The 21817-nt window shown below is 49.0% G+C and carries 24 protein-coding genes, 1 pseudogene and 1 riboswitch; of the genes and pseudogenes, 14 read left to right on the top strand and 11 right to left on the bottom strand.

The features are described from left to right. Window positions 1–190: 190 nt before the first annotated feature. The gene (locus tag GL2_RS05955; protein WP_143729752.1) at window positions 191–583 is read right to left on the bottom strand and encodes an SMI1/KNR4 family protein; all 393 of its coding nucleotides are present in this window, start codon (window positions 581–583) and stop codon (window positions 191–193) included. A gap of 284 nt (window positions 584–867) precedes the next feature. Here GL2_RS05955 and GL2_RS05950 point away from each other — a divergent pair, with 284 nt between their 5' ends. Both GL2_RS05950 and GL2_RS21840 read left to right on the top strand, forming a co-directional pair. Continuing rightward, window positions 868–1119 carry a hypothetical protein gene (locus GL2_RS05950; protein WP_143729750.1) on the top strand — a complete coding sequence of 84 codons (252 nt, stop codon included), beginning with the start codon at window positions 868–870 and terminating at the stop codon, window positions 1117–1119. 14 nt (window positions 1120–1133) lie between these two features. Beyond that, a pseudogene (locus tag GL2_RS21840) lies at window positions 1134–1235 on the top strand (IS110 family transposase); the annotation flags it as partial. Window positions 1236–1502: 267 nt separating this feature from the next. On the opposite strand, the gene GL2_RS05945 reads toward GL2_RS21840, so the two are convergent. From GL2_RS05945 to GL2_RS05920, 6 genes are all read right to left on the bottom strand, one after another. Continuing rightward, window positions 1503–1901, bottom strand: coding sequence for a nuclear transport factor 2 family protein (locus GL2_RS05945; protein WP_172621071.1), 399 nt, complete (start codon window positions 1899–1901; stop codon window positions 1503–1505). 857 nt (window positions 1902–2758) lie between these two features. Further along, a complete protein-coding gene (locus tag GL2_RS05940) occupies window positions 2759–3322 on the bottom strand; it encodes a hypothetical protein (RefSeq protein WP_143729746.1) in 564 nt (187 codons plus the stop codon). Between the two features lie 250 nt (window positions 3323–3572). Further along, window positions 3573–3947, bottom strand: a complete 375-nt coding sequence (locus tag GL2_RS05935) for a hypothetical protein (protein ID WP_143729745.1) — start codon at window positions 3945–3947, stop codon at window positions 3573–3575. A gap of 59 nt (window positions 3948–4006) precedes the next feature. Next, the gene (locus GL2_RS05930) at window positions 4007–4423 is read right to left on the bottom strand and encodes a hypothetical protein (RefSeq protein WP_143729743.1); all 417 of its coding nucleotides are present in this window, start codon (window positions 4421–4423) and stop codon (window positions 4007–4009) included. 12 nt (window positions 4424–4435) lie between these two features. Continuing rightward, window positions 4436–4948 carry a hypothetical protein gene (locus GL2_RS05925; protein WP_143729741.1) on the bottom strand — a complete coding sequence of 171 codons (513 nt, stop codon included), beginning with the start codon at window positions 4946–4948 and terminating at the stop codon, window positions 4436–4438. Window positions 4949–5368: 420 nt separating this feature from the next. After that, window positions 5369–5968, bottom strand: a complete 600-nt coding sequence (locus GL2_RS05920; RefSeq protein ID WP_143729739.1) for a hypothetical protein — start codon at window positions 5966–5968, stop codon at window positions 5369–5371. 729 nt (window positions 5969–6697) lie between these two features. Between GL2_RS05920 and csrA the strand changes: the two genes are divergently transcribed. Continuing rightward, window positions 6698–6886: a carbon storage regulator CsrA gene (gene csrA / locus GL2_RS05915; RefSeq protein ID WP_143729737.1), complete on the top strand. Its 189-nt coding sequence runs from the start codon at window positions 6698–6700 to the stop codon at window positions 6884–6886. A gap of 99 nt (window positions 6887–6985) precedes the next feature. Here the strand turns inward: csrA and GL2_RS05910 are convergent, their stop codons facing one another. From GL2_RS05910 to GL2_RS05895, 4 genes are all read right to left on the bottom strand, one after another. Then, a complete protein-coding gene (locus GL2_RS05910) occupies window positions 6986–7471 on the bottom strand; it encodes a hypothetical protein (RefSeq protein WP_143729736.1) in 486 nt (161 codons plus the stop codon). Between the two features lie 500 nt (window positions 7472–7971). Further along, window positions 7972–8553 (bottom strand): hypothetical protein, encoded by a 582-nt coding sequence (locus GL2_RS05905; protein ID WP_143729734.1) that lies wholly within the window; start codon window positions 8551–8553, stop codon window positions 7972–7974. 421 nt (window positions 8554–8974) lie between these two features. Further along, the gene (locus tag GL2_RS05900) at window positions 8975–10747 is read right to left on the bottom strand and encodes a bifunctional protein-serine/threonine kinase/phosphatase (RefSeq protein ID WP_143729733.1); all 1773 of its coding nucleotides are present in this window, start codon (window positions 10745–10747) and stop codon (window positions 8975–8977) included. A gap of 96 nt (window positions 10748–10843) precedes the next feature. Further along, on the bottom strand, window positions 10844–12319 hold the full coding sequence (locus GL2_RS05895) for a NarK family nitrate/nitrite MFS transporter (protein ID WP_143729731.1): 1476 nt from the start codon (window positions 12317–12319) through the stop codon (window positions 10844–10846). Window positions 12320–12739: 420 nt separating this feature from the next. Here GL2_RS05895 and GL2_RS05890 point away from each other — a divergent pair, with 420 nt between their 5' ends. The 11 genes from GL2_RS05890 to GL2_RS05840 all read left to right on the top strand — a co-directional run bounded on the left by GL2_RS05890 (window position 12740) and on the right by GL2_RS05840 (window position 21746). Beyond that, window positions 12740–14041, top strand: a complete 1302-nt coding sequence (locus GL2_RS05890) for a nitrate/nitrite transporter (protein ID WP_143729729.1) — start codon at window positions 12740–12742, stop codon at window positions 14039–14041. Between the two features lie 142 nt (window positions 14042–14183). After that, window positions 14184–15407 carry an alginate export family protein gene (locus GL2_RS05885; RefSeq protein WP_143729727.1) on the top strand — a complete coding sequence of 408 codons (1224 nt, stop codon included), beginning with the start codon at window positions 14184–14186 and terminating at the stop codon, window positions 15405–15407. Window positions 15408–15624: 217 nt separating this feature from the next. Further along, window positions 15625–15775: riboswitch (molybdenum cofactor riboswitch) on the top strand. Beyond that, a complete protein-coding gene (gene moaA / locus GL2_RS05880; protein ID WP_143729726.1) occupies window positions 15764–16741 on the top strand; it encodes a GTP 3',8-cyclase MoaA in 978 nt (325 codons plus the stop codon). (Overlaps the previous riboswitch by 12 nt.) 4 nt (window positions 16742–16745) lie before the next feature. Beyond that, entirely contained in the window at window positions 16746–17345 is a 600-nt protein-coding gene (locus GL2_RS05875) for a molybdenum cofactor guanylyltransferase (RefSeq protein WP_143729725.1), read from the top strand. 2 nt (window positions 17346–17347) lie between these two features. Then, the gene (gene moaB, locus GL2_RS05870) at window positions 17348–17890 is read left to right on the top strand and encodes a molybdenum cofactor biosynthesis protein B (RefSeq protein ID WP_143729724.1); all 543 of its coding nucleotides are present in this window, start codon (window positions 17348–17350) and stop codon (window positions 17888–17890) included. Between the two features lie 3 nt (window positions 17891–17893). After that, window positions 17894–18385, top strand: coding sequence for a cyclic pyranopterin monophosphate synthase MoaC (gene moaC / locus GL2_RS05865; protein WP_143729723.1), 492 nt, complete (start codon window positions 17894–17896; stop codon window positions 18383–18385). A gap of 21 nt (window positions 18386–18406) precedes the next feature. Next, entirely contained in the window at window positions 18407–18652 is a 246-nt protein-coding gene (gene moaD / locus GL2_RS05860; RefSeq protein WP_143729722.1) for a molybdopterin converting factor subunit 1, read from the top strand. A gap of 10 nt (window positions 18653–18662) precedes the next feature. After that, on the top strand, window positions 18663–19142 hold the full coding sequence (moaE, locus tag GL2_RS05855) for a molybdopterin synthase catalytic subunit MoaE (RefSeq protein WP_143729721.1): 480 nt from the start codon (window positions 18663–18665) through the stop codon (window positions 19140–19142). Next, complete coding sequence (modA, locus tag GL2_RS05850) at window positions 19127–19909, top strand: molybdate ABC transporter substrate-binding protein (protein ID WP_143729720.1); 783 nt, start codon at window positions 19127–19129, stop codon at window positions 19907–19909. The genes moaE and modA overlap by 16 nt, the downstream gene beginning before the upstream one ends. Further along, window positions 19906–20628 (top strand): molybdate ABC transporter permease subunit, encoded by a 723-nt coding sequence (gene modB / locus GL2_RS05845; protein WP_143729719.1) that lies wholly within the window; start codon window positions 19906–19908, stop codon window positions 20626–20628. Before modA ends, modB begins: the two co-directional genes overlap by 4 nt. Further along, window positions 20628–21746, top strand: coding sequence for an ATP-binding cassette domain-containing protein (locus GL2_RS05840; RefSeq protein ID WP_143729718.1), 1119 nt, complete (start codon window positions 20628–20630; stop codon window positions 21744–21746). The genes modB and GL2_RS05840 overlap by 1 nt, the downstream gene beginning before the upstream one ends. Window positions 21747–21817 lie beyond the last annotated feature (71 nt).

Here is a 21817-nt window from a genome sequence, read left to right as displayed (position 1 = left end):
GAAAATTATTAGCAAAAACTGAATATAACCGATATACATCTTTGAACGATCTATATAGACCTTCCATCGAATTAAGGTTCTTTTATTTAACTTATTTCTCAATTGACCTCCCAGGTCATAACGCCGCCAACAGCGGCCGAGTGTAGCGCGGTCCAGCACCAGCTTATTGGTGCGATGCTGCTCGGCCTAGTTATAGCTTTTCGATTTCATTAAATGTTGCCGCTAACTCTTGCAGCTCTCCTGTTTCGTGAAGCCACAAAAACACGCCTTTTAGGAAGTGCTCCGATTCTTTGATGAAGATCATTTGATCGCCTAGGCCGTTGCTTGCAATTGCCACTGCTTCTTCTGGAAAATTACCGAAACCTTTACATGACTCAGTTTCGTTGATTATGTGATTGCAAGTACTCGAGAGCCTCTCTCTATCTGATGTATCCTTAATCGGATAGAACTCCCAGTCATCTTCTTCCGTTGACGCTTCGCCACCATTATCCAATTTCATTGCTTCACGATATTCGTGTGGCAACTTAGCTCCGAGCTCTTCTTCAGTTTGGGCTAATTGTTCTTCTGATAAGTTAAAAGGCACTTATCTCTCCTTAAGTATAACGCCGCCAGCAGAGGGTAGAGCACGCAGTACTGGCCTTGTATGGTTGTTCCTGCTCAATTCTGATGTTGAAAACCCATTTCGCTAACGGGTAAATTGAGACCCACCTTCGGCGGCCACCGAAGGCTTTGTTTGCCACAGTTCGTTGTATTGCCGGCTCTTAAAAGACCGATAACAAGTAGGAACGTGACAGACACTCACTAGGCATAACTCGAATAGTCATGTGGGCCTCGAGCCCGAATAACAAGGTAGAGATAGCTTATCTTATGGAACCTCAAGAGATCAATGTCGGTATCGATACTGGCAGCAAGCAACTCGATATTTTTGTGAGACCAACTGGCCAATTCTTTAGTGTTACCAATGATAAAAATGGTATTAAGCACGACATTAAACGACTGCAACCCCTTAAACCCAAAAGAGTACTTATCGAGTCCACCGAAAGGCTAGAACTGGAGTTTGTCTGTGCTGCCCACAAAGCGGAATTGCCGATTATTGTTTGCAATATCATCCCAAATTAAAGCAGATGTTTAAGCGATTAGTCGACGCTGGCAAACCCAAAAAATTGGCTCTCATTTCCTGTATGAGAAAGCAACTTACCATCCTGAATACCATGGTGGAAAATAAAACCTACTAGGATGAAAATATGGCTTAAAGGCTTGACGAGCAACCATAGTCACTTGTTATGTGATATGTCCTCGTAGCAGTTGGCATGTGAGTACCGGACTGGGGGATGCTTCGGTTAGCACTTGGGTGTTGCCTTCGATGATCATGAATCTCTGGGCGACTCGTAAGCTGATCAAGCAATTCCAAGGGAAGTTGAAGGACTTAGCCAAAACCGATACCCGGAGGCGGTTCGCGTTATTGCCTCCAGTAAAACCGAGGTCCACGCCGGCCGTCCGCCTCATTCACCACTCACGAGTAATTGCAGGTCCTCCGGATTCCCTTCGATAAGGCGGCTAAGGGATTCGGCGCGCGCGATCCGGCCGTTTCTTAGCGTGTACAGACTGATTACCTTGATCGTGAGCTGTTGGCCATCTTTCGCCGTCGCATGCACCAGATGCATGTCAGCTATCCGATCGCCCTCGCCAATCACGGAAAGGTAGTCGAACCTGACGGCCGAGTACTCCATTCGGAACAAATTGATACGCGAATCGAGTTGGGATCGGCCAATCGTTGTGTCGTCGATAACCTGCACGAAGTCTTCGGTAAAGTAGCGGTCGGTGACCTTAGAATCAGCGTTTGGATCACATACCGCTTTGGCCATCTCATCCAGAAACGCTTCGGCCTGTTCACTATTCATTTTTCGATTCTTCTCCGTTCGCGTCCGATTGTGGTCGAACGCATGGACAGACATCTACCACTGTCTAACGTTAAGGTTGACCGAGCCGTCATGCAGCTCGCAAGAATTTAACAAACTAGGCGAAGCCTATCCCGCGAATTTGATTATAGCGGCTTCGGGCCAGTGCTCAGTTATGCGCAAGTTGGTCCGCCCAAACCTTCGGTAGCTGGTTGGCAGTAAAGACAACCGCTGCCCTGAAAGTCGAAAGTGAGTAATGCACGAGTATTGCACCGGTTCATGATACTCGGGTCAGAATTTCCATGGAATGCGTGTACAACTCTGTTTCTATCAATTCAGAAAGCTCCCCATGCGTCACATGTCTCAAGGTGGAGCGTAGGCTGTACAGCCCAGCCACCGGCTGGGCGATCTTACCTGGCCTGGTTATAGCTGTCGCACATTGAACGACCTGCTTAGAGCGATTTCATTTATGTGACGTTTTGTCTTCGCGCCGGCGCATGCTAAGTATTGATGTATGAACTTAATCCCCTCCTATACCTCCATTGGAGGTAGGGTAGGCATCTTGGCTTGGCGCAACGTCAGGCGATTTATAATTTGGACTTGTATCCATTGGTTCCGAAAAATGAATAATCACCAAACCGCCAACCAATGGAAATAGCCAAACCAGGATGCATTGGATGATCTTTTGAGCCCTATGGGAGTAATCAGAACGTATACATCTGTATGAAGCGTAAAGATTAAAAGCTGCTAGCAAAAATAAAGAAAATATCAAACCATATTCTTGGTTCATAGACTATTAACCTTCGTACTTTTAGCAGATTTGGAGCAAAGCGGAAAATTAGATCGACATCAAGTGCATGTTAGCTTTGTTTGCACTTAACTGTTTTATCAATAGCTTCAGACCAGGCTGATTGACTATCAAAGTTCTCAACTAGGCCATTGTTAGCTTGGTTGTCGGTGAAAGCACCTATACCATGCTGAATCATGTATTTTGGATGATAGGTCGGTAGCCCTCGTTCACTTAAAGCCTTGCATACCTGCTCATTACTTTCCAAGATCGCATTGATCTCTGATTGTAGAAGAGAAAACTGTTGCTCCGAAAGGCCGCTTAATGTATTCATGCGAAGAACTATGATGCCTTGATGTGATGTTTTATCGCTAACCCTTTTGGTGTCATAAATTCCATAAGTCATAGCAGCGTAATACATTTTTGCTGCATCTGAATAATTTTCAGAGTTTAGGCATGTCTTCATGCCTGCAAATATATCAGCAGGATTTTGATTAGCCTGGAGCTCATTAATATCCACACACGATGCTGGCTTGGATGCTTCTAGGTTTCCATTGCTTTGAAAGTTTGTAACATTAGTGTTGTTTGCGCATGACGTAATAGCTATGGATGCCAGTATTGTAAATATTTTATTCATATATTTGATACCTCTTGTGAAGCCACCAGTATTTTAAAAATAATACTGCATTATATCACCTTTAAATATATCCCAAAAATAAAGGATCACTCTAAATAAAAAACATACCAATCAGTGTGTTGGCTAATGGTGACAAAGCTATTTTAGTGGCTATATTAGTTTTCCCCGATCCTTACTGCGATGAAATCGTCTTGTGCTAGCGTGGCGGAAGCACGGAATGTAGGTTATCGAATATGGATCTAATATCATGTTACTCCGCGATCCACTGCTCCAAGTCCTCTACGGGCCTTGGTAAGCGCCCCAAAAGCCACTCCGCGCAAGTTCCGGGTCTGAATTCAGGATCATGGCACTCAATGACCCATGATAAAAACTCTTCCGGTCCGCCATTCATGTAAGGAGGTGGAGATACTGGATGAAACGAAGTCGGCAACCTTTCATCCACAGAAAGGTAATTTAGAACATGGCCAAATTCTTGAACAGTGTGCCATGCGAACTGGTGAGTTATATCGATCTCAAACTTTACCCACCAGCGACCTGTTTCATCTGATCCTTTTACAACAGTACCATGAATCGCAGGAACTTTTTCCAGAAAATCGATCAGCTTTGTAAATGCGCGGTCATTCATAGTGCCCCTTGACAAGGAATTTTAAATAAGCTGAATCATATCACTTGTCATACATAGGATTACAACCAAATCGTATAAACGACATACTTGCCTGATTCGCAGTATAAAGTTATGAAAGTACTGTCTCTAGTTTCTGGTTCAATAGAAAATGAAAACCAGCCTTCGACTGGCATCAGTATCTTATCTGGAAATTTATCACTTTTTGTTTTCAAGATAGCCTTTTCGAATATACAATCCCTAAATTCAGACAGATTAATATTATACTTTAATTGCTTATCTGACTTTATTTTTACTTTCGCCCCACCTTCGATTATATGTTCGATAGATACTCCAATAGAATAATTTATTGAAGATTCTGTATGGGCATCATAACTGAAAAATAGAACAGTAAGTATTAATACATTTCTCATAATAGATATAAAATACTCAAATCTGTCGGATAAAAAATAAGACAATTGGATTGCTGGGCGTTGCATTGAGGTTGTTTGTTATGTGTTGGTCGGGGCTCTAATGCCTTCAGCTTCTAATCTAAAGCTCAATAATTTCTTTGCTAGTGGGTGTAAATTCGAAGTATTGATTTCTTTAAGTCTACGTTTGCCTAAACGCTTATCCAGTGTAGCTAGGGATTGAATCAATGGATTCTCGGAGTTTATAGCTTCATCAATTTTGAGGGTATGAACGAATTCCCAGCAGGCTTGATAGGCATCTTGCCGAGATAACTCTCCATATTCCATCTCACCATAGGATAGTTTCTGCTTTTCACTTACATGCTTAGGCACTTCGGAATCAGTAACCCAGCGATTATCCTTTCGATAGTAATCACCACTCGCTCTATTCCAAAAAGCCCTTGTACAGAAATTTGCTATGACTTCCTTATTAAGTGTCAACCAGGCATGTCCACATGAACAGTTTCCATAACTGGTACTGTTGATAGAGATACGGCCATCCAGGGATGGAGAAAATTTTTCTTCAACTAGAGATTTCAACTTGCTCCATTTCATTGGGAGACATTCCTAATTACTAATAACATCTAATTAATAAATCGATTCGATTGCTGTGGCCAATCAAAGATTAGGGTTCTGATAACTGCATCCTTCTACACGAGAACACCAGAACTCTACGCTTTTGTTATAAGTTACTTTTATAGGGTTGTCCATTTCTAAATGTTTGATCCATGGAGCATATAGATACTTGTTAAGATTAATACCCAGTTGAGAATAAGCTAAGGCTTGAGTAAAGAATCCTAACGTATACAAACTTAACATCATTAAAGATAAGATCACTATCTTCTTCATGGGATTAGCAAATATATTAGTAGAGTTTTGATTGGTCTTAAGTTCATCAATAGTTATACATCCTATTGGCTTAGATATCTACGGGCATTCAATATCTGTACAGGTCGAGGTGTATGTGATCTCCCCTTAAAGGTCATGCTGAAAACTTATACTTGCTGTACTATCTTGGATTAGGCTTTCTATAGCTTCCCATTTAATTTCATCTTCTTTTGTCTCAAACAAGTTAAGAATCAATTTCAATATACTGTTTGATTCTTGCGAGTCGGTGTAATAGTAATCATGAAATGATACTGTGTATAATTTATTACCTAGATGTATTCCTTTGCTATAAAGCCTCATTTCATTCTTTACATCTATGCCATCAAGCTCGTAGAAAGCATTGCCGTTTTTTTCATAACTCTGCTCTTTTTGAAAGTCAAAAAGATATCCCGGCCTTGAATATTTTCCAGACTTAAGATGCTTAATCTCCTCGTTGCCCCAGGCTATGCTGGATGCAGATTCTGAGGCGGTATAAACCGTGATATAGAGCGCATATTGACCTTCTGGAGATGTTGCGATGATCATACCCTCACTATCCTCATGGCTCCACTTGCCTGGCAGTGAGACGCTCCAGTATTCATGATCAAGGTGTGTTCTTGCTTCTAAACCACTTAATTTTTCTACCGGTATATTTGTAGCGCAGGCAGATACAAATATTAACGCTAATAACCCGAAGTACTTATACACTTTTACACCCTACCGAAGGTAAATCAGAATACTCAAAATAAATCGCATCATATCATTTGGTCCACTGATTCCAAAAATGAGAAGCTTTTCTATCCAGAAAAAACTATCTACCAATAGGATCGTCCGGGTTAGAAAAATTACTTATGAGTAGAAAGGGACTTACGTACCGGATATTAAGGCCTGAAGCACTTAATAGAGTGGGCATCGCCATCAAAAATATAGGCACAAAAATGATCTTATTGGATTTTATTCAGTTTGTTTTAGTGTCAAAGCTGCGTAGAATCGATAGATAGTTATTGGTATTTTGGCCGGAATTGGGTGGCTTTTTGAATGCCGATGACCAAAGACCAAAGGGATTCGAGAGAATCAAGATATCTAAGAGTTTTCTAAAGAACCATCTTCTCACAGGAGAACGATAGCGTGACGTAAGAGTAAGTAAAAGGCGCTGACCCAAGGTGCAGCAACACCAGGGGCCAGCTGACCAAATTGATAATCAGAGTATCAAGATGGCTATATGGATCATACGCTAGAAACCCGCTCGTCTTCAATAAAGTGGAGTACATCCAGCGGCTTGGAGCGATTCCCCAAGCTTTGGAAGCGTTGTGCCTGCCTTTTCTTCTTCTATGCCTACCGTTCCCGCGCACCACCCGTATTTACTCACAACGTTACTTTCTTAGCCTTCCGCCAAGGAAGGTTTACCTATGGTTTCAGTATCAGTAGGAAATCAATATGTTGATCTTAAAGCGCCGGACTGGTGAAAACTTAAGGATTGGGGCCGATGTCTCAATCACAGTTTTGGAAGTTAAGGGTAATCAGGTGAAGATAGGGATACGTGCTCCTAAATCCCTATCCGTTCATCGTGAGGAAATATATATTCGTTTACAAAAAGGGTCTATTCTGGGAAATGAAGATCGGTGAAAAAATGTTTCGCGATTACGAGAGGTTTGAAAGAGCGGCAAATTACGAAGCCGAAAACGGAGTGATTTGTCCGCTTGCCCATTTTTTTATGATTATAGTTTAACCATTGTGCGTTAAAACTAAGATTTTGTGATCAGGTATTATCATAAGAACTTTCTCTTGCCCGTGGGAGTAGAAAGAGCCTGGTGCTGTTGCACTATCAATAATGATCCCTTGTAGCTTTGTAGGCATCTTTGCGCACATTAGTTCATAGACCCAGTTTTCAGGTCTTGTCCAATCCTTTCTTGGACTATGCATCCATTCCCCATAGCTATAATAAAATCTGCTATGCCCTCGTGCCTGTTTGGCTGTATTGAGAAATTCAAGACCCTCCGCTTTGATTTTATCTAAAGTTGTTTCTTCAAGCTCATATATATGAACACCACAAGCTTCTCTTATACCTTGTAAATCACTGTTACTGTGGAGCGTGCTACCTAGATCGAATTCTATAGGTATTATGTCTCTCCAATTTTGATCATCTAGCCAAACGAGGTAGCAACTCCCTAAAAATAATATAATTAATATAGAAGCCGCTATTTTCATCATATTTTCTCATTCACATATTGTCTTATAACGGGCAGTATACTGGCAAGACCACCCCATAGGCTATCCAACCATGCAGTGACGTTCGTTGATAAAATTGTTAATTATTTTCATTGCTAAACAACTTTGTTTGCTCAATACAAATATCTAGATATTCGGCCGCCTTTGTTCCCTTTAAAATTTTTGGAATCTTTCTAGATAAAACAGTAGCTGGAATATCAATACTACTATTCACACCAATTTTATTTAACTCGGATTTAACTTGCAGGAAATTAATTCAAATTTTACGTGCAAAATCCTGCTCTGATTTTGCAATAATTTCTCCATCGTCGTCAATAATTTTGATATTTAAGTCAATCTAGAAGTTATTGTGGACTGCGATACCCCATAACATCTTTATTAGATCAGGTTTCGAAATCATATTAATACTCTAGACACTTAATGTCCGGAACACCGAGCAAGTTTAAGCGCAGCGTAAATTGGGTCCGAGTACTTGTTATAAATCATCTTGTACCTCTGTACATAACTTCGCCTTCATTTATTTCAAGGTCAACACGCATAGCATTTAGCATTGAGTCAGCCTTTTCTCTTAATTCAGCCCATGTTGCATGCTCACCTTCGTAAAGCAATGGTATAAAGAAGTCAATCATTTCATTGTATCTGTCCAAAACATCTTGGCATGAAACTAGCGATATGTAACCGTAAGCTTTATTTCGATTTAATGCGAACGAATGCTCAATTTCTGAACTGATAGATTCTTGCTTTGATGTAGCAATAGCTTCTAACTCTCGTAGAATTTCTGAAATAATATGAATTACATCTTTATAGATTGCTAGTTTATCAAAGTGGCGATTCAACTCTTTTTGTTTCAGAGTGTCTATTTGAGCTTTCAAGTCTTCTAGGATAGCCTCATTCTTAGCTTTTAATTTTTGAAGGCTTTCTTCATGCTTTGCTCTTTCATCTTGCAGCATTCGCTTAGCCCATAAGCTTCCTAACCAGTGAGAGAAAGCGCCAAGTAATAATGCACTGCCGCCGAATGAAGCGATAATTGCTGCAGCTATTTTAAATATTTCTTCGGTACTCATAATGATCTATAACAGCGTATTCAAAAGAAGCTGCATCATATCACTTGTCAATATATTTCAAGAATGGAAAGCCAGCTTAACCAGAAAAAGACATATCATTCATCAGGTTGGCCAGCATCGGCTAAAATTATCTTAGTGGATATATTGCGACTGTACTATATCTTGTTATTTTTTTTAAAGACTTAAACTATTAAGAATTAATAAGTAAGCGCATCCGTTATCGTAAATTTACGAAGCTACTCTTGATCTGCACCAATGACAAAATATGTAATCGTTAAGTGCAGCGGTGTATATCAAAGCGAAACAGAGAAAGTGTGATGGATGATATACGCCCAAAACTATCTGCTAAACCAGAGCCCTTTATAGATATTCTGAGTCTGCATATTCTTAAGTGGGTCTATCGTACCTGGTATCTCAGGTCTCAACCACTAGACGAAAACAACGCCGCCACCGCCAACAAAGTAGCAACCCAAATCCCACAAAGAATCTTCCAAAAAAGGGAAGCATCCCCTTTCTCAGTAGGATCTTCCCTCAAGTAGTCCGGGTTCGGATTGGCCAGGTCGCGCATAAACTCTGTAAGCGTGGAATAGCGCTGTTCCAGGTCGATACTGCATCCGCGCTCCAGGGCGCGGTCGAACCAGATGGGGACTACGGGATTAAACTGGCTGGCGGTGCGGTAGCGCAGGCGTTCGAAGTCGGCGTGGGAGCGGCAGTTCTCGATTTCTTCGCCGTAGGGCAGTTCGCCGGTAAACATCTCATAGGCAATGGTGGCGAGGGCGTAGACATCGCCGCGAATACCGCTGTTATGCCCGAGGATATAGTGGGGGTCGGAGTAGCTGGCGGTGCCCAGCGCTTCCGGGTGCTCCAGGGGGCGAAAAATCTCGGCACTGCCGGCGACATAAACTGAGCCGAAATCGATAATTTTTACCCGCCCGTCGCCGTCGATCATGATATTGGCTGGGCGCAAATCCTGGTGAATGGTTTCCTGATCGTGGAAGGCCTGTAGTCCGGTGGCAATCTCCTTAAGGATACGAAACGCTTCCGCCGGTTTGGGAAAGCGGTTGTTGGTGATCCACTGCTCCAGGGTGCTGCCTTGCACATATTCCATCAGGTAATAGAGCGCGGTGCGTGGGCGGGTCTGCCGGTGCAGGCGCACTACTTGGGGGCTGCGAATACGCAGGCCTATCCACTCTTCCTGAATAAAGCGGTCGATATAGTGGATATCGTCCTCGTAATTTACCGAGGGGGTTTTCATTACCAGGATTTCCCCGGTGGCACTGTCGCGCACCAGGTACAGTTGGCTGCGCTGGGAGGAGAACAGCTCCCGCTCTACCTGGTAACCATCCAATACCATGCCCGGTTCCAACTCTGGCGGGAAGGGCAGGCGGGTAAGCTGGCGGCTGTAGTCGTCCAGGGTGGTTTGTGGCAATGCTTTTACCTTTACCACTAATGCGGAGAGGTTATCGTCACTGCCGCTTTCCTCGGCGAGGCGCACCAGGGTTTCCGCTGTTTCCTGTTCGCTTATTTGAGTATTTGCCAACAGCTCCCGCAGTAAATCCTGTTCAATAAAGTCGTGCACGCCGTCGCTGGTAATTAGCAGTACATCGTCCTTAGCCAGGCTGAGCTGGCCGTAATCCACTTGCAGGCCGGTATCCATTCCCAGCGCGCGGGACAGCATCTGCTGGTGGTGTGCCAGGGTAATACTGTGATCACGGGTGAGGCATTTGAGGGTATCGCCGCGCAGGTGATAGATGCGGCTATCACCGATATGAAAGTAGTGAGCGGTGCGGGATTTAAATACCAGGGCAGAGAAGGTACACAGGAAGCCCTTTTCCTGTTGCGGGAAGTCGTGGCTCTTGCGGTATAGCTTGCTGTTAATGGAGGCGAGGATTTTTTGTCCGGCGTGGGCCACAGACCAGGTATCCGGCACTTTGTAGTAGTCCCGCACAAATTGTTCGGTGGCGGTGTGGCTGGCCTGGGCACCGGCTTCGGCGGAGCTGACGCCGTCTGCCAGCGCGGCGACTGCACCCAGGTATTCCTGCAAATGTGGGCTGTCTGGCCAGTGATAGAGTGCGGCGTCTTCGTTCTGCGGTTTGATACCGGCACGGGTGCAGAGGCCGTGGCTCAATTGTGGTGCTTGGGCTTCAAGGTTGGCAGTATCTTCTGCTTGGAGCCCGGAATGGGTTTCGCTCACAGCGCTCTCCTCTCTTCTATCGTCCCCTCTGGCAAACAGCGAAAAAGAGGGCCAGTGGCCCTCTATTACGGGTGTTACTTGGTCAGTGCTATCCGATCACTCCACGCTGATTAACTGCACGGTACCATCTGGCAGCACTTCGGCAATATTGCCTTTGGGCTCTTCCAGGAACAAGCAGGCGAAGAAGATCACCGCTGCGGCGCCGCAGATAATCAGGAAGAACTGGCTGTAGCTGACATAAGACAGGGCGGTGAGGAAGGTTACTGCACCTACGTTGCCGTAGGCTCCGGCCATACCGGCAATCTGCCCGGTCATGCGGCGTTTTACCAGGGGCACGATGGCGAACACAGCACCTTCACCGGCCTGCACAAAGAAAGAGCAGCACATGGTGGCAACTACCGCTGCGGGAATCCACCAGCCGCCATTGATCTGGCTCAGAACAAAGTAACCCACGGCCAGGCCGCCGATCAGGAACATCAGGCTGCGGCGGCGTCCCAGTTTGTCAGAGAAGTATCCACCAGTTGGGCGGGCCACCAGGTTCATAAAGGCGAAGCCAGAGGCGAGCAGGCCGGCCTTCACCGGGCTCAGTCCTTCAAAGGTTTCCAGGAAGAACAGGGGCAGCATAGAAACCACGGCCAGCTCTGAGCCGAAGGTGACGAAGTAGGCTAGGTCGAGGATGGCTACCTGCTTGAAGTTGTATTTCTCCAGTTCCGGTACACCCTCGCGCAGGTGGTCTTTGTTTACATTCCAGATCATACGGGTCTGGAAGGCGAACAGTGCTACCAGCAGTCCCCACATCACGTAGGTGGCATTCTGGCTCAGCAGGGCTACGCCGCTGGGAGACAGTTTGTAAGCCAGCGCTGCCAGTGCCAGGTACATGGGCACATTCATCAGCAGGTAGAAATAGAAATCCCGCTTGCTGGTCACTTCCAGGCCGCCGCTCTTCTTCGGTTTGAAGTAAGTGGAGCCTTTAGGGGTGTTGCGGGCTACGCGGTAGTAGATGATGCCGTACAGGCCGGCGATGATGCCGGTGAGGCCCAAGGCATAGCGCCAGCCGTCTTCACCGCCGAACAGCAGGGCGAGGGTGGGCAGGGTCATGGCACCGGCAGCAGAACCGAAATTCCCCCAGCCGCCGTAAATACCTTCCGCCAGGCCTACCTGCTTGGCTGGGAACCATTCACCCACCATGCGGATACCAATTACAAAGCCGGCACCCACAAATCCCAGCAGGAAGCGGAACAGGGCCAGGGATTCATAACTGTCTGCGGTGGCAAAGCCCAAACAGATTAAAGATGAGGTCATCAGCAGCCCGCTGTACACCAGGCGCGGCCCCAATTTATCCACCAGCATACCGATAATGATACGGGCGGGGATGGTGAGTGCCACGTTGAGGATTAACAGGGCTTTTACTTGCTGGCTGGTGAGGTCGAACGCTTCCTTGATAAAGACCATCAGCGGAGCGTGGGAGAACCACACCACGAAAGTCAGGAAAAACGCAAACCAAGTAACGTGCAGCGTCTTTATTTTGGGATCGCCCCAATTAAATAAATTGAGGCCGCTGGATTGACTCATGACTATTTTCTCCGGCTTCTCAGAAATTTTTACAGGTGGATAGGGATATGGTCGATAGTATTTGAGCAGCGTCACAGGAAAAGCGCGCAAAGGGGGTAGCCAGGGGAGGTAGTGATATCCGAATGGTGTGGAGTAATCCCTTTGGGTTAGCGCTGTAGGCGGGCCAGTACTGTGAGTATCGCGGCAACTACCCCTTGGTGAGTAGGGGTGAAAAATTGTCTTGTCACCAAAAGGTTTTTGGGAGTAATTGTCGGCACTGGGAATTTTGTGCATCTTGCAAGCAAGAGGCTTCCACCGTTCAAGCAAAAGCTACTGTGCTTTCTTAGTCCCTGTTATCCAAGTGGGTAGCTAGTGTTCGGACTATCGGTGTGATGACCAAATTTATTTGCCGAAAAGATGAAAAAACTGGGAGAATCTGCCGTGCAATATACACAGCAACTCGCCGGGCGCGCGCTGATATTTGCCTCGGCTATGTTCGCAGCCAACTTTTCCGTATGGACGCTCTACGCGGTGCTTGGCGTAGAGATTCGAGGGCAGCTTGACTTGTCAGCCACTGAATACGGCATATTGCTGGCGGCGCCGATCCTGAGCGGAGCACTGCTGCGCTTTCCCGCCGGATTACTGGTGGAATATTTTTCTGCGAAAAAACTCATCCTCTTGCAAATGCTATTGCTGCTGCCGGTCCTTTTACTGCTGCCCTATATCGAAAGTTTTGGAGCGCATCTTCTTGCAGGTTTGTGGTTGGGTGTTTCCGGTGTGTCCTTTGTATTGGGGATTCGCTATATCAATCCGTGGTTCGAAAGGAGGCAGCAGGGCACTGCTATGGGCATTTTTGGTGCAGGTAATGCCGGAGCAGCTATCACTTTGGCCCTGGCCCCAGCGATCCAGAACTGGCTCGGACGCGAGTGGATTGGGCCAGTTTATGGACTGGGCATTCTGCTGATGATGCTGTTATTCGAATTTTTTGCTCCGGAAGAGACCCGCTATATGCGCAGTCGTGACAAAGCAAATATTCATAGCCATCTACGACCACTGATGCAGATCAAGGTATGGCGTTACGGGCTCTATTATTATTTTGTTTTCGGCAGCTTTCTCGCGCTTTTACTGTGGTTGCCCAATTACTATCTGTCGGTCTACGAAGTCAGTACACCGGCGGCGATGGCACTGACTCTGCTGTTTGTAGCCCTGTCCAGTTCGATGCGTGCGCTGGGTGGTTGGTTTGCAGATCGCTACGGTGCGCGCACGGTGAATTGGAGTGTTTTCTGGACTTGCCTGGTATGCCTTTTTTTCCTTAGTTACCCCCCGACCAGTATGACGATTCACGGGGTGGAACGGGATGTGCATTTAAATATCGAGGTGGGCATTGAACTGTTTACCCTGCTGCTGTTGGTAATTGGTATAGCGCAAGGATTTGGGCGCGCTTCGGTATACAAGGCACTACACGATAATTTTCCGGCGCACATGGGCAGTGTCGGTGGCACAGTGGCCACGATTGGTGCACTGGGCGGATTTACCTTGCCGGTCCTGTTTGGTATCGCGCAGGATTTGGTGGGTATTCACAGCGCTGCGTTTATGTTGCTCTACGGCGTACTCGCGATTTGTATGTTGGTAATGTATTTGGCTATCCAGAGAGAGGGTTATCAGCAGCGTTTGGCTTTTGCCCAGCAAAATAATTTTTTGCATGATGAAGCCGGCAGTTCCGCGGCCTTGCCGGATAGGTAGTACCCACTACCAACTTGTAATTACGTGTGCGTAAAGGATAGGGGGTAAGTATTATTTCTGCCGAAAAAAACTGTGGTTTCAACCACACATGAAAAGTTGTAATTTGTCACTGTTCACTCCGTTGTTGCAAAGGAAAAGCGTAATGACCATTTCCAGATTTCCCAAAATTTTCGGTGCTTTACTGTTGGGTGCCTGCAGCACTGTCGCATTGCAGGCCGCTGCACAGGATGGTGAAAATGCCACTCTTGTCGACGCGCTTAAATCCGGTGAGGTCGGATTGAATCTGCGTTATCGCGTGGAGATCGTCGACCAGGAAGATTATGACCAGGACGGCATAAATGGAGACGCGACCGCGTCCACTTTGAGAACCCGCCTTAACTGGCGCAGTGGGAGCTACAATGGCTTTACCGGTTTTCTTGAAATGGATGATGTCACTTCCGTAGGTAACGATAATTACAACTCTACCGTCAATGGAAAAGGCAATTACCCGGTAGTTGCCGACCCGGATGGTACCGAAATTAACCAAGCCTATATCCGCTATAACGGAGTGAATTCCGTAGTTACCGCTGGGCGTCAGCGTATCAATCTGGATGGCCAGCGCTTTGTCGGTGGCGTTGGCTGGAGACAGAACGAGCAAACTTATGACGGTATACGCTACCAGTACGGCAGTGCCGATAGCCTGCAGCTGGACTACAGCTACGTGTACAACGTAAACCGGATTTTTGGTGAAGATAGCTCCAATGCCGAATTCGAAGGCAATATCCAGCTGCTACACGCAAGCTATCCGGTTGCCGAGGGACATAAAGTCAGCGGTTTTGCTTATAACCTCGACTTGGAAAACTTAGTGGCTAATGCCAGCCGCACCTATGGGGTGGATTACAAAGGGAATTTCGGCCCTGTAAAAGCCAATCTGAGTTACGCACGTCAGAACGATATTGGGGATAACCCCTTCGACTACAGTGCGGACTACTACCTGGCAGAAGTGGGTACCGACTTGGGCCCGGTGGCCGCGAAGCTTGGTTATGAAGTGCTGGGTTCAGATAACGGTGTCGGCTTTAAAACGCCTCTGGCTACCCTGCATAAATTCCAGGGTTACACCGACCAATTCCTGGCAACCCCCGGTGATGGCGTTGAGGATATGTATATCAGCGGTGCTATGAAAATTGCTGGTGGTAACTTGAATATGGCCTATCACAATTTTGATGCGAATGAAGGTTCCGCAAATTATGGCCATGAGTGGAATATCAGCTACGGGCGTAAGCTTACAGAGGATATTTCTGCACTGGTTAAATATGCCTCTTATCAGGCTGATGACTATAAGCTGGATACTGATAAGTTCTGGCTGATGGTGACTGCTAATTTCTAGCAGATAGCAATGACTCCATAGCGAGGCCCCGGCTACGGCCGGGGTTTTCCCTGTAAAAACCGATCAATTTCTGTAGAGGAATTTTTCGGTTTTTAGTAATTCTGCCCACTGAATTTCCATTTTGTGATGTTATTTCCCTTAACGGTTGGCATCACTATGAGTACCTAAGGAGTACCACCTTTGCCCCAAGCATAAATTAACCAGCTTGATACACTGACATCAGTTTAAACACCGAGTCCCGCTACCTAAACCGCGTCGTTTTTTATTGACGTTGCAAGGTGCCGGGACCGTGGCCGTACCGGCCACCAGGGTCTAGCGGGAAACTGCGCGGCCTCCCGAAATTGGAAAGGCGTTTAATGTTACAAGACAATTTTGGCCGTAGGTTTTACTACCTGCGCCTGTCCGTGACGGACATCTGCAACTACCGCTGCAACTATTGCCTGCCCGAGGGCATCGGTTGCGGACGTTCCCTGGAAGGGGAAAATCCTCTCTCAGTCGCTGAAGTGGGCACATTAGTGCGCGCTTTCGCTTCACTGGGGACGGAAAAGGTGCGCCTTACTGGCGGAGAGCCCTCCCTGCGCAAAGACCTGGTGCCGTTGCTCGAAGCCGTGAGCGCTAGCGATAAGATTCGCCGCTTAGCCATCACCACCAACGGTTACCGCCTGCCCAGTCAGATTGACGACTGGCACCGCGCCGGGCTGGATCAGGTGAATGTCAGTATCGACAGCCTCGACCCGGATCAATTTCACCATATCACCGGGCACAATCGCCTGGATAAAGCCTTAGCAGGCCTGGATCGCGCCCTGGCCTTGGGTATCGATACCAAGGTCAACGCAGTGCTGATGCGCCAATACAACCTGGCCGAGCTGGATAATTTCCTCGCCTGGGTTCGCGAGACTCCGGTGACTCTGCGTTTTATCGAATTGATGCGCACCGGCGATAACCGCGAGTTCTTCGCCAGCAACCATGTCTCCGGTGGCGATATAGAAACCCTGCTGCTGCGGGAAGGCTGGGAGCAGGTTATCCGCACCCGCGATGCCGGCCCGGCGCGGGAGTATTTCCACCCCGATTACGCCGGCCGTATTGGCCTGATTACCCCTTACGGGAAAGACTTCTGTGCAAGCTGCAACCGCCTGCGGGTATCGGCCCAGGGCAAGCTGCACCTGTGCCTGTTTGCCGACCAGGGCTTTGATATGCGCGAAATCATCGCCGCTGGCGATAGTGAGGCGCTGGCGGCCCATATCCGCGAGTTGATAGTCGATAAGACCGCAGGCCACCAGCTGCACGAAGGTTTCACCGGCGCTACCCACAACCTGGCGATGCTGGGGGGCTAGGGTTATGGACAGGGCTCTTGTTAGTAAATCGATAATCGGCGTGGTGCTGGCCGGCGGCCGCTCCAGCCGGATGGGCCGCGACAAGGCACTGCTGGCACACCCCCAACAGGGCAATTTTTTGCAGCATGCTAAGGCATTGCTGAGTGAGCTTCCGCTGGCAAAAGTCGTCACCAGCGGCGCCCGCCCCGGAGCGATTGAAGACCTGGTGCCAGAACGGGGCCCTCTGGGAGGCCTTTATTCGGTAGCCCTGACAACCGGTGCCGATGCAGCCCTGGTAATTCCGGTAGATATGCCCCTGCTCGGCCGGCAGCACCTCGCAGAGTTATTGGCAGAGGGGCAGGCAAGTGGCCGGCCCTGTTATTTTGAAAACTTCTTTTTTCCCCTGTGGCTGCCTTTAAATGGTGACTGCCTGGATTATTTGCGCCGTGCCGTCGAAGGCAGTGCGCGCAATTCTGTCGGCGCACTGCTGCGCCGCCTGGGGGCCAAATCCATACCCATAAAAAGTGCCGGCGATTGGCATCGCAATATCAATACGCCGGCAGATTATCTCGGCTTGAGTACGCCGGATAAAACTCCAGAAAACAGTTTTTTGAGAGACCACTGATTATGTCCGCACACGCTAGCAAAGAATTTGTACCGCTCAATATCGCGGTACTTACCGTATCCGATACCCGCAACGAGCAGACTGATACCTCTGGCCAGTACCTGGTGGAAGCCCTCAAAGCTGCCGGCCATCAGCTCGCAGATAAGCACATTACCCCGGACGATGTTTACCAGATGCGCGCGGTGGTCTCCGCCTGGATTGCCGATCCGAAAGTGCAGGTGGTATTGGTGACCGGCGGTACCGGTTTTACCGATCGCGACTCCACGCCAGAGGCCCTAAGTCCGCTGTTCGATAAAACCGTCGACGGCTTCGGCGAGCTGTTCCGCCATATTTCCCTTGGGGATATCGGCAGCTCCACCGTGCAATCCCGCGCGCTCGCCGGCCTCGCTAACCGCACACTGATATGTTGTATGCCCGGTTCCACCGGAGCCTGCCGCACGGCTTGGGAAGGCATATTGCTGGAGCAGCTGGATGCCCGCCACAAGCCCTGTAACTTTATCCCCCATGTGCGCTTTGCCAGCGCGCCCTGCGAGAGCCGGGGGTAATTTGTGAGCCAGTTAACCCACTTAAACCAGCGCGGCGAAGCCAGCATGGTGGATGTTACCGAGAAGGACGTCACCGACCGCAGCGCCCTGGCCGAGAGCAGCATCTGTATGAGTGCAGAGGCTTTTGCACTGCTGAGTCAAGGGGCGCACAAAAAAGGTGACGTGCTCTCTGTAGCTCGCATCGCCGGTATCCAGGCTGCGAAGAAAACCTCGGATTTAATTCCCCTGTGCCATCCACTGGCGTTGACCAAAGTAGCGGTGGATTTCGAATTACAGCCGGAAAAACACAGTGTGCATATCACTGCTTTCTGCCGCCTGGCTGGGCGGACTGGGGTAGAGATGGAAGCGTTAACCGCAGCTTCGGTAGCGGCGCTGACCATTTACGATATGTGCAAAGCCGTGGACCCGGCGATGGAAATCGGCCCGACCCGCCTGCTGCAAAAAACCGGCGGTAAGCGCGACCACTGGCGCGGCGATGCCGCAGATAAGGCGTAAAAATTTCAGAGGTGTAAAGCGATGGTAAAGGTTCTGTTTTTCGCGCGTCTGCGCCAGCAATTGGGCATGGGCGAGATTACCCTGGAGGACTTTTCCGGCAGTCTCAGTGAGTTGCGCAAAACCCTATGTGAACGGCACCCGGATTGGAGCCCGCACCTGCAAAGGGATGATATCCGTATGGCCCTGAATCAGGAGCTGGCAGAAACCGGAGCCCTGGTAAAGACGGGGGATGAAGTTGCATTTTTCCCGCCGGTTACCGGCGGCTAGTGGTGTTCGTATGAAAGCCGTTGATCGTATCGAAGTCTGTGAAACGCCCCTCGACGTAGCGGCTGAATATACTGCGCTGCAAGGCAACAGTGGTGATGGTGCCTGCGCCCTGTTTGTGGGCTCCGTACGCGATTTCAATGCCGGTAGTGATGTCTGCGGCCTGGACCTGGAACACTATCCGGGCATGACTGAAAAAAGCCTGCAACGGATTATCAATGATGCTCGCGATCGCTGGTCCCTGGGGCGTGTGACTATCGTCCACCGGGTTGGCCCCATGCAGATCAACGATGAGATTGTTTTTGTCGGCGTTACCAGCCCCCACCGCCAGGCCGCCTTTGCTGCCTGCCAATACATCATGGATCGCCTCAAAACTGAGGCGCCTTTCTGGAAGCGCGAAGCGGTTGCGGATGAGTCCGGTAAGCCTTCAGAGCGCTGGGTCGAAGCTCGGGCCAGTGATGCTGCGGAGATGGAAAAGTGGTCCGCCGGCTGAGCCTGCTGCTATCCGCTTTACTGGTGGCCATCGCGCTGCCGGTTAATGCGGATAACTGCACCTTGCGGGTGGCGGTAGCAGCCAGCTTCCGCCCGGCACTGGAAGAGGTACTGCCGGAATTTGAGCGTCGCCATGCCTGTGTGGTGCAAATCAGTAGCGGCAGCTCAGGGGTGCTCTACCAGCAAATAGCGCACCGCGCGCCCTTCGATTTATTCCTGTCTGCCGATCGCGAGCGCCCCGAACTGTTGGAAAAGCAGGGTGGGGCACTGGGCAACAGTCGACAGACTTACGCCCTGGGTTTACTCGCGCTTTGGCATCCAAAATCGGAATCGCATATCGAGCAGTTACTGCAAACCTGGCCCGATAAAATCGTCTTAGCCGATCCGAAAGTAGCACCCTTCGGCAGTGCCGCTCGGCAGGCGTTGCAGAGCCTGGATTTGTGGAAGAAAAAACAAACTCAATTAGCCCGGGCTCACAATGCCGGCCAAGCCTATTTAATGCTGGATTCTGGCAATGTGCAGTTGGGCTTTGTCGCCGCCAGCCAGATGCAAGCAGCCGGCCGCGACAACTACTGGTTGCTGCCGCAGCATTTGTACAAACCCATTGAACAACAGCTGCTGATTCCCACCCAGAGCCGTCGGCCGAAAGAGGCGCAGTCCCTCGCTGACTATTTGCGTTCAGCGGAAGTGCAGGCGCAGCTGCACCACTTGGGTTACGGTGTTTTGCCGATTCAAGATCGAAGTAGAGATGGAGGGAGTGGCTTATGAATATCGCCGCTGCCGACTGGCAGGCCCTGTGGCTAACTTTAAAATTGGCCGGCTTAACTACCTTACTCCTGTTTATTATCGGCGTGCCCTTGGCCTGGAAATTGAGCCAATGGCAGAGCCGCTGGCGCCACGGTATAGAGGTATTAATTACCCTACCGTTGGTACTGCCACCCACGGTGTTGGGTTTTTATTTACTGCTTTTATTTTCCCCCAACTATGCCCCCGGGCAGTGGCTGTCACACATTTTTGATGGCCCTTTGGTGTTTTCCTTTACCGGCCTGGTGTTTGCGTCAGTGATTTATTCCCTGCCGTTTATGGTCCAGCCGCTGTTGGCCGCGTTTAATGCCAATGGCCAGCGCCTGACCCAGGCTGCCGCAGCACTGGGTATTCCGCCCTGGGCGGCACTATTAAAAGTTCTTTTACCGGCGAGTCGCGCCGCTATTGTGAGTGCCTGCGCTTTAACCTTTGCCCATACCCTGGGTGAGTTCGGGGTAGTGCTGATGATTGGTGGCGCTATACCCGGTGAGACCCAGGTAGTTTCTATCGCTCTTTATCAACATGTGGAAGCAATGGAGTACGGTGCGGCGCACCGACTGGCTTTGATGTTAATGGGGATTACCACAGTACTCTTACTACTGGCTCGTTGGCTGGGATATATGTTGGCTCCACGCGGCTCAAATAAAGAGGGCGTTAAGCCGGTGATGGGGGTATTGGGCTAATGGAAATTACCTTACCCTTGTTTGGTACAGCTGCCACTGCTTCAGATTCTGCCGGGCTCACAGTCAATGGGCTGGTGACCTCTTTGAATCCAGCCACTCCGTGGAAATTGAGCCTGCCTGCCAGCGGGGTTTTTGGTCTTACCGGTCCCTCCGGCGGTGGCAAGAGTACGCTGCTGGCGGCCTTGGCTGGACAGCTGCGTTGCAATGGCAATATCTCTTTTGCCAATACGGTCTGGCAGCGCGGACGCCGCGCCTTGGCTACCCACAAAAGAACTCTCTCTTTGGGCTTTCAGGACAGCCGCCTGTTTGCCGGCCAGTCAGTGGCAGATAACCTGGCACTGGCCCGCCGATACAGTCACAGACCACTGCCTAGGGAGGAGTGTGATCGGCTGTTAGAGGCTTTTGGTATTGAACCGCTACTCCATCAGCCGGTGGAGCTATTGTCTGGCGGAGAGGCCCAGCGAGTGGCTGTATTACGCCAGCTTTTTAACAACGCGCCGCTGCAATTATTTGATGAGCCACTATCAGCGGTTGACCGCGCCCAGGTACTGCGGCGCCTATTGCCTACCCTACGGGATTTCTGGGCCCGATATCCGGCGCTGGTAATCTGGACCAGTCACGACTTTGATGAAATCCAGCTGCTGGCCCAGCGCTGTTTGTGGATGGATTCTGCCAATTTGTCCGCACCACTTTCTTTAGCTGAAGTTGCCCAGCGCCTGGATAGCCACGGTGTAGGGGATAGCTGTCGCAGCCGGATTGAAGCGCGAGTGGAATCCCTAAACGATGGTCTGCTCACTTTGGATTTAGGGGGGATTTCCATCTTTGCAGATAGGGTGGCAGGCCATTATCGCAAAGGTGATACCGCAGCTTTTCTGTTGGAAGCTGGAGATATCAGCCTCAGTGTAGAGAAGCCGGGCCTGTCCAGTATCCTCAACTGCTTGCCGGTAACTTTAGCAGCTAAGCAGAACCTTACCGATGGCCGCATTCGTTTACAGTTAGCCGCTGCTGATCAGGTGTTCTACGCAGATATTTCCCGCCTCTCCTGCGAGCGCCTAAAACTATGCGAAGGCACTACCTACTTTGCCCAGTTTAAGGCCGGTAGTCTTGCCGGTTTGTAAGTCTCCTATTTTTTTGAACTTGCCCAACTAGCCTAGTGCTGGAAACGTCTGCGGAATGTAGGGGTTTAATT

It is taken from the genome of Microbulbifer sp. GL-2, from assembly GCF_007183175.1.
Classification (GTDB): Bacteria; Pseudomonadota; Gammaproteobacteria; order Pseudomonadales; family Cellvibrionaceae; genus Microbulbifer.
The sequence above is the reverse complement of the archived record's forward strand: the minus strand, read 5'-3'. Positions and strand labels throughout refer to the sequence as shown.

Coding starts and splice junctions, on each gene's coding strand:
- GL2_RS05950 (WP_143729750.1), top strand. CDS start 868: ATGGAACCTCAAGAGATCAATGTCGGTATCGATACTGGCAGCAAGCAA.
- GL2_RS05945 (WP_172621071.1), bottom strand. CDS start 1,901: ATGAATAGTGAACAGGCCGAAGCGTTTCTGGATGAGATGGCCAAAGCG.
- GL2_RS05940 (WP_143729746.1), bottom strand. CDS start 3,322: ATGAATAAAATATTTACAATACTGGCATCCATAGCTATTACGTCATGC.
- GL2_RS05935 (WP_143729745.1), bottom strand. CDS start 3,947: ATGAATGACCGCGCATTTACAAAGCTGATCGATTTTCTGGAAAAAGTT.
- GL2_RS05930 (WP_143729743.1), bottom strand. CDS start 4,423: ATGCAACGCCCAGCAATCCAATTGTCTTATTTTTTATCCGACAGATTT.
- GL2_RS05925 (WP_143729741.1), bottom strand. CDS start 4,948: ATGAAATGGAGCAAGTTGAAATCTCTAGTTGAAGAAAAATTTTCTCCA.
- csrA (WP_143729737.1), top strand. CDS start 6,698: ATGTTGATCTTAAAGCGCCGGACTGGTGAAAACTTAAGGATTGGGGCC.
- GL2_RS05910 (WP_143729736.1), bottom strand. CDS start 7,471: ATGATGAAAATAGCGGCTTCTATATTAATTATATTATTTTTAGGGAGT.
- GL2_RS05905 (WP_143729734.1), bottom strand. CDS start 8,553: ATGAGTACCGAAGAAATATTTAAAATAGCTGCAGCAATTATCGCTTCA.
- GL2_RS05895 (WP_143729731.1), bottom strand. CDS start 12,319: ATGAGTCAATCCAGCGGCCTCAATTTATTTAATTGGGGCGATCCCAAA.
- GL2_RS05885 (WP_143729727.1), top strand. CDS start 14,184: ATGACCATTTCCAGATTTCCCAAAATTTTCGGTGCTTTACTGTTGGGT.
- moaA (WP_143729726.1), top strand. CDS start 15,764: ATGTTACAAGACAATTTTGGCCGTAGGTTTTACTACCTGCGCCTGTCC.
- GL2_RS05875 (WP_143729725.1), top strand. CDS start 16,746: ATGGACAGGGCTCTTGTTAGTAAATCGATAATCGGCGTGGTGCTGGCC.
- moaB (WP_143729724.1), top strand. CDS start 17,348: ATGTCCGCACACGCTAGCAAAGAATTTGTACCGCTCAATATCGCGGTA.
- moaD (WP_143729722.1), top strand. CDS start 18,407: ATGGTAAAGGTTCTGTTTTTCGCGCGTCTGCGCCAGCAATTGGGCATG.
- moaE (WP_143729721.1), top strand. CDS start 18,663: ATGAAAGCCGTTGATCGTATCGAAGTCTGTGAAACGCCCCTCGACGTA.
- modB (WP_143729719.1), top strand. CDS start 19,906: ATGAATATCGCCGCTGCCGACTGGCAGGCCCTGTGGCTAACTTTAAAA.
- GL2_RS05840 (WP_143729718.1), top strand. CDS start 20,628: ATGGAAATTACCTTACCCTTGTTTGGTACAGCTGCCACTGCTTCAGAT.